General features: G+C 68.1%; 10 protein-coding genes. 2 read left to right on the plus strand and 8 right to left on the minus strand.

Annotated elements, in window-relative coordinates:
* Positions 1 to 94 precede the first annotated feature (94 nt).
* The gene (gene dapA / locus CA982_RS25850) at positions 95 to 1,000 is read right to left on the minus strand and encodes a 4-hydroxy-tetrahydrodipicolinate synthase (RefSeq protein WP_086537913.1); all 906 of its coding nucleotides are present in this window, start codon (positions 998 to 1,000) and stop codon (positions 95 to 97) included.
* Between the two features lie 38 nt (positions 1,001 to 1,038).
* Positions 1,039 to 1,791 carry an FAD-dependent thymidylate synthase gene (thyX, locus tag CA982_RS25855; protein ID WP_004021867.1) on the minus strand — a complete coding sequence of 251 codons (753 nt, stop codon included), beginning with the start codon at positions 1,789 to 1,791 and terminating at the stop codon, positions 1,039 to 1,041.
* A 148-nt stretch (positions 1,792 to 1,939) separates the two neighbouring features.
* Here thyX and CA982_RS25860 point away from each other — a divergent pair, with 148 nt between their 5' ends.
* The gene (locus CA982_RS25860; RefSeq protein WP_086537914.1) at positions 1,940 to 3,598 is read left to right on the plus strand and encodes an alkaline phosphatase D family protein; all 1,659 of its coding nucleotides are present in this window, start codon (positions 1,940 to 1,942) and stop codon (positions 3,596 to 3,598) included.
* On the opposite strand, the gene CA982_RS25865 is transcribed toward CA982_RS25860, so the two are convergent.
* From CA982_RS25865 to CA982_RS25880, 4 genes are all read right to left on the minus strand, one after another.
* A complete protein-coding gene (locus tag CA982_RS25865; protein WP_086537920.1) occupies positions 3,595 to 4,374 on the minus strand; it encodes an HAD-IIB family hydrolase in 780 nt (259 codons plus the stop codon). The genes CA982_RS25860 and CA982_RS25865 overlap by 4 nt on opposite strands.
* Positions 4,375 to 4,450: 76 nt before the next feature.
* Positions 4,451 to 5,680, minus strand: coding sequence for a winged helix-turn-helix domain-containing protein (locus CA982_RS25870; RefSeq protein WP_086537915.1), 1,230 nt, complete (start codon positions 5,678 to 5,680; stop codon positions 4,451 to 4,453).
* Positions 5,680 to 6,207, minus strand: coding sequence for a dihydrofolate reductase (locus CA982_RS25875; RefSeq protein ID WP_086537916.1), 528 nt, complete (start codon positions 6,205 to 6,207; stop codon positions 5,680 to 5,682). The genes CA982_RS25870 and CA982_RS25875 overlap by 1 nt, the downstream gene beginning before the upstream one ends.
* Positions 6,204 to 7,037 (minus strand): thymidylate synthase, encoded by an 834-nt coding sequence (locus CA982_RS25880; RefSeq protein WP_086537917.1) that lies wholly within the window; start codon positions 7,035 to 7,037, stop codon positions 6,204 to 6,206. Before CA982_RS25880 ends, CA982_RS25875 begins: the two co-directional genes overlap by 4 nt.
* A gap of 108 nt (positions 7,038 to 7,145) precedes the next feature.
* Between CA982_RS25880 and CA982_RS25885 the strand changes: the two genes are divergently transcribed.
* Positions 7,146 to 7,520 (plus strand): HNH endonuclease, encoded by a 375-nt coding sequence (locus tag CA982_RS25885; RefSeq protein WP_086537918.1) that lies wholly within the window; start codon positions 7,146 to 7,148, stop codon positions 7,518 to 7,520.
* A 192-nt stretch (positions 7,521 to 7,712) separates the two neighbouring features.
* On the opposite strand, the gene nhaA is transcribed toward CA982_RS25885, so the two are convergent.
* Both nhaA and CA982_RS25895 read right to left on the minus strand, forming a co-directional pair.
* Positions 7,713 to 9,038 (minus strand): Na+/H+ antiporter NhaA, encoded by a 1,326-nt coding sequence (gene nhaA / locus CA982_RS25890; RefSeq protein WP_086537919.1) that lies wholly within the window; start codon positions 9,036 to 9,038, stop codon positions 7,713 to 7,715.
* Positions 9,039 to 9,167: 129 nt separating this feature from the next.
* The coding region (locus CA982_RS25895; RefSeq protein WP_144066131.1) for an HNH endonuclease at positions 9,168 to 9,733 on the minus strand (566 nt) is incomplete at its 5' end.

The raw sequence follows: 9,733 nt of genomic DNA on the forward strand, positions 1-9,733 counted from the left end.
GCCTTGCGGGCGGCGGTCCGGCGTCGGGTCCGGGGACGGGCGGTGCCGGTGGTCTCGTTGCCGGCGTCGGGGCCGGTGGTGTCGTTGTCCGTCATCAGACCAGCACTCCTGCCGCGCGCAGATCCACGATCAGCTGCTCGATCTGCGCCGGGTTCGCGGGCACCTGCGGCAGGCGCGGGTCGCCGACCTCGAGCCCGAGGATGCGCAGCGCCGCCTTGACCATGGTGACCCCGCCGAGCCGGCCCATGGCGTTGACGAGCGGGAGCATGGAGGTGTTGATCGCCCGAGCAGCGTGGAGATCACCCTTCTCGACGGCGATCTGCATGTCCCGCAATCGATCCGGGACGAGGTGACCGATGACGCTGACGTACCCGGTGGCACCGATCGACAGCCAGGGCAGGTTGAGCGCGTCCTCACCGGAGAGGTACTCGAGGCTGGTGCTCGCGATCAGGCCGGCCGCCGAGTGCAGGTCTCCCTTGGCGTCCTTGACCCCGCGGATGTTCGGGTGCTCGGCCAGGGCGAGCATCGTCTCGTTGGCGATCGGCACCACCGAGCGCGGTGGGATGTCGTACAGCAGGACCGGCAACGCGGTGGCGTCGGCGACGGTCCGGAAGTGCGCGAGGAGGCCGGCCTGCGGCGGCTTCGAGTAGTACGGGGTCACCACGAGGAGCGCATGGGCGCCGATCTTCTCGGACTCGATCGCGAACCGGACGCTCTCGGCGGTGTCGTAACTGCCTGCGCCCTGGGTGATCCGGGCCCGGTCGCCCACCGCGTCGAGGACGACCCGCAGCAGTTCGAGCTTCTCCGGCACGGTGGTGGTCGGCGACTCGCCGGTGGTACCGGACACGACCAGCCCGTCACAGCCCTTGGAGACCAGGTGGTCGGCGAGAACGGCCGCCTTGTCCAGATCGAGGCTTCCGTCCGTGCGGAAGGGGGTGACCATCGCAACCACGTTCGTCCCGAAGGGATGCTCGTGCAGCGGTTCCTGGACTGCGTTCATGGTGCTCAAGGCTACCGCCTCCCTGTCCGTGACGATCCTCACCCTTCCAGCACGAACGGTGAGGTCGCGACCTCGGTCCCGTCGGCCAGGGTGCCGATCTCGAAATCACCGAACACGGTGGGCGCCACACGCATCAGCTGGCGTAGGCATTCCACCGCCAGCTGGCGGATCTCGACGTCGGCGTGCTCAGTGGCACGCATGCCGACGAAGTGCCGCCAGGCCCGGTGGTTACCGGTCACGACGATCTTGGTCTCGGTGGCGTTCGGCAGCACGGACCGAGCGGCCTGACGTGCCTGTTTCCGACGCAGGATGGCGTTGGGGACGTCGGCGAACTTCGCCTCGAGCGCCGCGAGGAGCTCGGTGTAGGCCGCCCGGCTGGCATCGGTCGCCGCGGTGAACAGGTCCTCGAGTTCGGGGTCCCCCACGATCGCCGGCGGCGCCACGACGTTCGAATCGTGCTCGGGCACGAACCGCTGGGACAGTTGCGAGTACGAGAAGTGCCGGTGCCGGATCAGTTCGTGGGTGCACGACCGCGAGATTCCGCTGATGTAGAAGGTCACCGACGCGTGCTCGAGCAGCGACAGGTGACCGACCTCGAGGATGTGCCGCAGATAGCCGGCATTCGTCGCGGTTCGCGGGTTGGGTTTGTCCCAGCTCTGGTAGCACGCCCGACCGGCGAACTCGACGAGCGCCTCACCGCCCTCCGCGTCGGTGCTCCACGGCACGTCCTCGGGAGGGGTGAACTGGGTCATCGCCACCATCTGCACCTTCAGCGGCACCAATTCGGACACGCATGTCTCCTGTCATCCCTCACGTACGGCCACACCTCCGCGTGCCCTGCGGTACCCGATTCTCCCCCACCGCTTCCGTACCGCACCTTCGGGCTGTGCCCGCGGGTAGAGTCCTGCAGGCGTGCTCGAAGACCGGGGGTGGGATGCGATGACGACACGACGCGATTTCCTGCGCACGGGAGCGGTCGTGACCGGGACCGCGCTCGCCTCACCCGCGGTCGTCGCCCAGGGTGCCCCGCGGTCGCCCCGACCCCCGTCGGCGGCGGTGTTCCGTCACGGCATCGCGTCGGGCGACCCACTTCCGAACGCCGTCATCCTCTGGACTCGCATCACCCCGACCCCGGCGGCGACGCCCGGTTCCGGGATCGGACCGGAGAGCGTGGTTCGTTGGGAGGTCGCCCGTGACCCCGGCTTCGGGTCTGTTGTGACATCGGGCGAGACCCGCACCTCGGCCGAGTCCGACCACACGGTGAAGATCGATGTCACCGGCCTGAGTCCGCGGACCCGTTACCACTACCGCTTCACCGTCGTGTCCGGCCCGGCCGCCGGCGCGGTGTCACCGACCGGACGTACGTGCACCGCGCCCGCGACCGGTGCCCATGTCGCGAAGATCCGGTTCGGCGTCGTCTCGTGCGCCAACTGGGAGGCCGGGTATTTCGCCGCCTACCGTCATCTCGCCGCGCAGCCCGCACTCGACGCGGTGGTCCATCTCGGCGACTACTTCTACGAGTACGAGACCGGCCGGTACACCGGCAAGACCGGAACCGTTCGGGCGCATGAGCCACGGCACGAGATCATCACGCTGCGCGATTATCGAACTCGCCACGCGCAGTACAAGACCGACCCGGATCTGGCCGCATTGCATCGGGAGCTGCCGTTCATCTGCATCTGGGACGACCACGAGTCGTCGAACGACTCGTGGTCGGGCGGCGCGGAGAACCACCAGCCGAGCGAGGGTTCCTGGGCCGCACGGCGCACCGCGGCGCTGCGCGCCTACGCCGAGTGGATGCCGATCCGCCCCGCGGTCGACACCGCCGGCCGGCATCTGTTCCGCAGGCTCCGCTTCGGCCGTCTGCTCGAGTTGTCCATGCTGGATCTGCGCTCCTATCGCGACCTGCAGGTCAGCTCCCGATCGGCGGCCATCGACGATCCCGCCCGCTCGATCCTCGGCCGGGCGCAGATGTCCTGGCTGACCAACGGACTCACGTCGTCGGAGACGCGCTGGAAGATCGTCGGCAATCCGGTGATGATCGCCCCCGTGCTGATCCCCCCACTGGATCCGCAGACGACCGGGGCGGTCACCGCGCTGCTGGGCATTCCGCGGGAGGGGATTCCGTACAACGCCGACCAGTGGGACGGTTACGCGGCCGATCGCCGACGGCTGCTGGATGCGCTCCGGCGCGATCGCGTCGACAACGTCGTGTTCATCACCGGCGACATCCACTCGTCGTGGGCCTGTGACATCCCGGTCGACCCGGCGAACTATCCCGGCGGCGGGAGCGTCGCAACGGAACTGGTCGGCACGTCGATCACGTCGACCAACATCGACGACATGCTGAACGTGCCCGCCAACACCGCGGGAGTCGCCGTGTCCTCGGCCTTCGGGGCCACCAACCACCACGTGCGCTGGAGCGAGTTCGACGCGCACGGCTACTCGGTCCTGACCGTGACCCCGGCGGCAACGCAGATGGACTGGTACTTCGTGCACGACAAGACGAGCCCGCGGTCCGGGCAGTACCACGCGAAGTCCTACCGGGTCGCCGACGGCACCCAGCGGGTCGTCCCGGTGGGCGGGCCGGCGGGTTAGCTGCGCGTGTCGACCTGATCCAGCAGCGCCGACAGCTTGGCATGGGTGTCGGGCCAGCCGTGGACGGCGACCGAGGTGATCCCGAGGGCCTTGACCGGATAGTCGTTGCCGCCTTCGTCGAGGCGGTCGCCGAAGAACAGGATGTCGCTGGTGCTGAGTCCGAGGATGTCCATCAACTTGAGTGCGCCATAGGCCTTGTCGATGCCCTTCTTGGTGACGTCCACCGACGTCGAACCACCGCTGCGCACTTCGAGGTCGGGAAGTCGCTCGGCGGCGTAGGCACGGAGCGACTCCTTCTTCGCTCCGTCGGGGTCCCAGGCAGCCTTCTCGTCGACCGGGGCCTTCTGCCCCAGCGCGCTGAAGGTGATCTGGCTGCCACGGTCCTCGAGGATGTCACCCCACGTCTCGCTCTCCCACAGGCCGAGTTCGCGCGCGCCGGTCTCCAGCACCTCGAGAGTGCGCTGCTTCTCGTCGTCGGTGAGGAACTCCGCGTAAACGGTCTCCCACTCGTCGCCGGACCATCGCACGTACTGGGTTCCGCAGGTCGGCATGAGATGGAGGTTCCCGACGCTGTCGAAACTGCCCAGCCGCGCGAGGACCTGCTTCTCGAACTGGGTGAAGTTGCCGCCGGAGATGATGCAGCCCAGGCTCACGTCGAGCATGCGCCGCAGGAGCTCGACCATCTTGTCGTCGAGCGGGCTCTTCGACGGCGCCAGGGTGTCGTCGAGATCGAACATCACCAATCGGTAGTCGTTGCCCTCATACGACACGGTCATCGCTTCGTCTCCCATCACAGTCGTGAACTCTCGATCCCCGCCCATTGCATCACCCCGCGCACCGGTCGGCGCACCCTCACCCGACGTGCGCCCTCCGCTGCAGGTCGGGTGCGAGGTCCCCGCGCCCGGCCACGACGACGTCGTCGAGGTCCTGCCAACCGGCGAAGCTCAGCAGGTCCGCGGACAGCCGTTCGGCGACGAGGTCTCGGGAATGGCCGGGTTCGCAGTACGCCCCGAGGACCAGGAGGGTGCGGTTCTTGCGGTCGGCCTTCAGGTCCACGCGCGCCGCGATGTCGGTACCCAGCAGGTAGGGCAGCACGTAATAGCCGTGCACGCGTTTGTGTTCGGGTACATAGATCTCGATGCGGTAGTGGAAGTCGAACAGACGCTCGGCCCGCGGACGGAAGAAGACCAGCGGGTCGAACGGCGACAGGATGGCCGAGGTGTCGACGCGTCGCGGCATCGGTGCACCCGCGGCCAGGTAGGCGGGATCGCGCCAGCCGTCCACAGAGATCTCCTGCAGCGCCCCACTCTCGACGAGTTCGGCGACCGCTGGTCGTGCGTCGGCCGGCCGGAGCCGGTAGTAGTCCGCGAGATCGGCGACGGTGGCGACGCCGAGAGCCTGCGCGGCCCGGTTGACGAGCTCACGGTGGGCGTCCGCGCGGCCGGGTCGCAGCGCGACCGTGTCGGCCCCGACGATCCGCTCGGTGAGGTCGTAGTGGCGCACGAAGTTCCCGTTGCGCACCGCGGACAGATCGCCGGCGGCGAACATGGCCTCGCACAGGTGCTTGACCTCGCCGCGCTGCCACCAGCTGCCCGCGGCGCCGGGTTCGCGCTCGATGCCCAGCTCCGCTTCGATGGCGCGGGGCGTCGTGGCGCCGACCGCCTCGATCACCGCCCGGACGTCGCTCACCAGAGAACGGTTGCGGCGCATCACGTCACGCGTGTGCCGGTACCGGCCATCGGCGAAGTCGTCCATCCGCCAGCGGAAGAGCGGCCAGTCGGCCACGGGGATCAGCGCGGCCTCGTGGGCCCAGTACTCGACGAGGAGCCGACGACCGCGACCAGGTTGCCAGGCGGCGCGGTGGAGCAGGTCGGGGTCGTAGGGGCCGAGGCGGGAGTACAGCGGCATGAAGTGGGCTCGCGCGGCGATGTTCACCGAGTCCATCTGCAGGAGTCTCGTCCGGCCGACGACTCGCTTGAGATGGGTCATGGTGGGCGCCGCGGCAGGCCGGCGGTCGGTGAAACCCTGTGCGGCGAGCGCGGTTCGGCGTGCCTGCGCGGGCGAGAGACGATCCGGCGGCATCAGGCCTGCCGGACGCGCCGGTAGTCGACGAAGCGATACTTGATCCCGCTCGTCGAGATCTGCCACTCGCCACGGACCGCCACCGACCAGTCGTCGGTGATCTCCGGCGCGAACGCGTCGGCACCGTCGACCTCGACGTCGATCTCGGTGACGCACAGCTCGGTCGCGAACTTCATTGCGAGCCGGTAGATCTCACCGCCACCGATGACCCCGATCCGTTCGCCGGCGGCGAGCTCGAGCGCCTCGGCCACCGATCCCGCGACGGTCGCCCCCTCGGCTGACCACCCCGCGTCACGGGTGACGACCACATTGGTGCGACCGGGCAGCGGCCGAAAACGCGGCGGCAGCGAATCCCAGGTCTTGCGGCCCATGACAACCGGGTGCCCGACCGTGAGTTCCTTGAATCGCGCCACGTCTTCGGGAACCCGCCAGGGAATCGTGTTGTCCCGGCCGATCGCCCCACCGCGGCCCTGCGCCCAGACCAGCCGCACCTGGTGCGACCCCTCCCCCGCGAGGTCGGACGTCACACTGCCACCGGGGCCTTGATCCCGGGATGGGACTGATAGTCGACGATGGCGATGTCGTCGAACTCGTAGTCGAAGATCGAATCCCGCTTGCGCAGTTCGAGTTTCGGATATGGGTACGGGTCCCGCGACAACTGCAGGGTCACCTGATCGACGTGGTTGTCGTAGATGTGGCAGTCGCCACCGGTCCACACGAACTCGCCCACCTCGAGCCCCGCCTGCTGGGCCATCATGTGGGTCAGCAGCGCGTACGACGCGATGTTGAACGGCACACCGAGGAAGAGGTCGGCGCTGCGCTGGTACAGCTGGCACGACAGTTTGCCGTCGGCGACGTAGAACTGGAAGAACGCGTGGCAGGGCGGCAGCGCCATCTGCGGGATCTCCCCCACATTCCATGCGGACACGATGTTGCGGCGCGAATCGGGATTGGTCTTGAGCAACTCCAACGCGGCCGAGATCTGATCGATGTGCTCGCCGGACGGGGTCGGCCAGCTGCGCCATTGCACCCCGTAGACGGGTCCGAGTTCACCGTTCTCGTCGGCCCACTCGTCCCAGATGCTCACCCCGCGTTCCTGCAGCCATCGCACGTTGGAGTCCCCGCGCAGGAACCACAGCAGCTCGTAGACGATCGACTTCAGATGCACCTTCTTGGTGGTGATCAGCGGGAAGCCTTCGGCGAGGTCGTAGCGCAATTGCCTGCCGAACAGGCTGCGTGTCCCCGTTCCGGTGCGGTCGGCCTTCGGTGTTCCCGTCTCCATGACGAGGCTCAGCAGGTCCTCGTACGGTGTCGGGATGGTCCCGGTCGATGACATGTCGCGGATGGCCGTGCTCACGGGTGCCAGTCTAGGCAAAGCCGTAGGCGTGCTGCCGGGCGCACGACACGACACCATCGCGGGCTGTGACTGCTGTGACTCATGTGATCCGGGCGGTACGCTCCCCTCGTGGCCACCCGCAGCACGACCCGCGCCAATCGCTACGCGAAGAGACGCCGCAAACGCGTCGCCGCGCGCGACAACGACCTCACCGACACCCAGTGGCTCGCACTGCAGGAGGCCTGGGGTGGGTGCGCGTACTGCGGCGCGGTCGGTGTCGCATTGCAGCGAGACTGCATGCTCGCCATCTCCCGGGGCGGCCGGTACACCGTCGCCAACGTCGTGCCGTGCTGCGGGTCGTGCAACGCGAGCAAGTGCAACTCCGAGGTCACGACGTGGATGCGGCGCAAGAAGCTGGACGAGAAGGCGTTCCTGGTCCGGCAATTCGAGGTCAGCAGGGCGCTGGCGGGCGCGGTGGATCCAGTCGTCGACCAGGCCGAGTGATCACCGACTGATCATCGCGCCGAGCTGTGCGCGACGATCAGCCGGTGCGTGCTTCGCAATGGCGCGGTCGACGTCATCTGTGGCTGCGCTCATCGTCTACCTCGACCGCGACGGGTACACCAACTCCACGGCGCTCCGCTCACCCGGCTCGACTGCTTCTACGACGGTACGGTTTCAGCCCCCAGCGCACGGTCACCGGCCTTCTCGCTGGTAGACGTCCGGGACGCCATCGTGATCATCGTCCCGGGACTCTTCGTCGGCCACTCGGCGATAGTGCCGGTTGCGCATCCGCAGGATGGCTGCCGCGGCTGAGGCGGCTGTCAGCGACCCGACCAGGACGCCGATCTTGACGTATTCCGCGCGCTCGGATTCCGGGTCGTACGCCAGGTCGCCGATGAGCAGCGAAACGGTGAAGCCGATGCCGGCGAGCATCGCGACACCGGTGACGTCGATCCACCGGATGCTCGCATCGAGGGTGGCTCGCGTGAATCTGGCCAGGAGCGCGGTGGTGCCGACGATGCCCACCGTCTTGCCGATCACCAGACCGCAGATGATGCCCAATGCAACGGGATTCGTGAGTGCCTCGCGCAGCCCACCGGGGCCGCCGATCGTGACGCCGGCGGCGAAGAAGGCGAACACCGGGATCGCGAAGCCGGCCGAGAGAGGCCGGACCCGATGTTCGAGATGCTCTGCCAGGCAATGCCGGGCGTCCGTTTCGCCCGCCTCGGCACGCCGGAGCACCGGGACGGTGAATCCCAGGACGACACCGGCGACCGTGGCGTGCACCCCGGACTCGTGAACGAATGCCCACGTGAGTGCAGCCAACGGCAGCAGCAGCCACCACGAGGTGATCCGTCGCTGTACGCAGAGGGCGAAGGCCGCCAGCGGAATGAGGGCCACCGCCAGCGCGGTGCCGTTGATGGATTCGGTGTAGAACACCGCGATCACCGTGATGGCGAGCAGGTCGTCGACCACGGCCAGGGTGAGCAGAAAGGTGCGCAGCGCAACGGGCAGGTGCGTGGAGATCACGGCCAGCACGGCGACCGCAAAGGCGATATCGGTGGCGGTGGGAATGGCCCAGCCCTGTACCGCCCCGTCTCCGGCCCACATCGTGATGGTGACGAAGATGAGTGCGGGAACGGCCATTCCACCGACCGCCGCGGCGATCGGCAGGGCCGCGCGGGCAGGGTCACGGAGGTCGCCGGCGACGAACTCTCGCTTCAGTTCGAGACCGACGACGAAGAAGAAGATGGCGAGCAGGCCATCGGCCGCCCAGGTCGCGAGGGACAGATCGAGGTGCAGCCCGAGCGCGTCGGACCCCACGTGGACGTCGCCGAGGCCGAAGTAGGCGGCGGACCACGGCGAGTTGGCCCACACGAGAGCCACGACCGCGGCGACGAGCAGCAACATCCCGCCGATGGTTTCGCGCCGGAAGATGTCGGCGATGCGTGAAGCTTCGGGCCAGGAGCCGCGCGAGAAGAGCGTCGGGGTGGCCCGGCGTGGTTCGGTATCAGTCATGGTGCGTACGGAGTCTTTCGTCGGGTGGGCTACGTACGCGTCGTGGCCACCCCATCGTGCGGGCTCACCGTCAACGCGCAGCCGACCAGACTTCCCGGCACACCGGTGGACAGTTTAACAGCTGCGCGATCACGCCGCCTTGTCCGCGACGGGTTCTGGACGAGTTGCACTGTGCGCCTTCCATTCCCACACGGCGTAGAGCACCTCGGTGGTGTACCCCAGATCCATCCGGCCACCACCGACCGGCACCGTCGCGTCAGTGTTTATCCGAGGGTTTGGTTGCCACTCCGGCGGCTTCGAAGTCATCGGCGCCACCTCGATCTCGGCACCGTCAGGCCGATGAAACGTGAACCGCTGGTTGCCGTGAGCGGTGATCGAGAACTCGCCCCGATGCAACGACCGATGACACGACCCGCACAACAAGATCAGATTGTCCGGATCCGTCCGACCACCCGCCGACCAGAACTGCACATGATGGGCATGCAGATGCCGCGTCCGACCACACCCCGGCATCTGACAACACCGATCCCGCACCAACAACGCCCGCACCAACGCCTTGTTCGGCACCCGCTTCCGACGCCCCACACCCACCAACGCCAGCTTCCCCGGCCGCCCGGGCACCCGGCGACTCACCACCTCCCGCCTCGACGCCCCACACCCAGCCTCGGCCACCTCGACCTCCGACAGGGCCGGAC

The sequence above is a fragment of the Gordonia lacunae genome, from assembly GCF_002149015.1.
Taxonomy (GTDB): Bacteria; Actinomycetota; Actinomycetes; order Mycobacteriales; family Mycobacteriaceae; genus Gordonia; species Gordonia lacunae.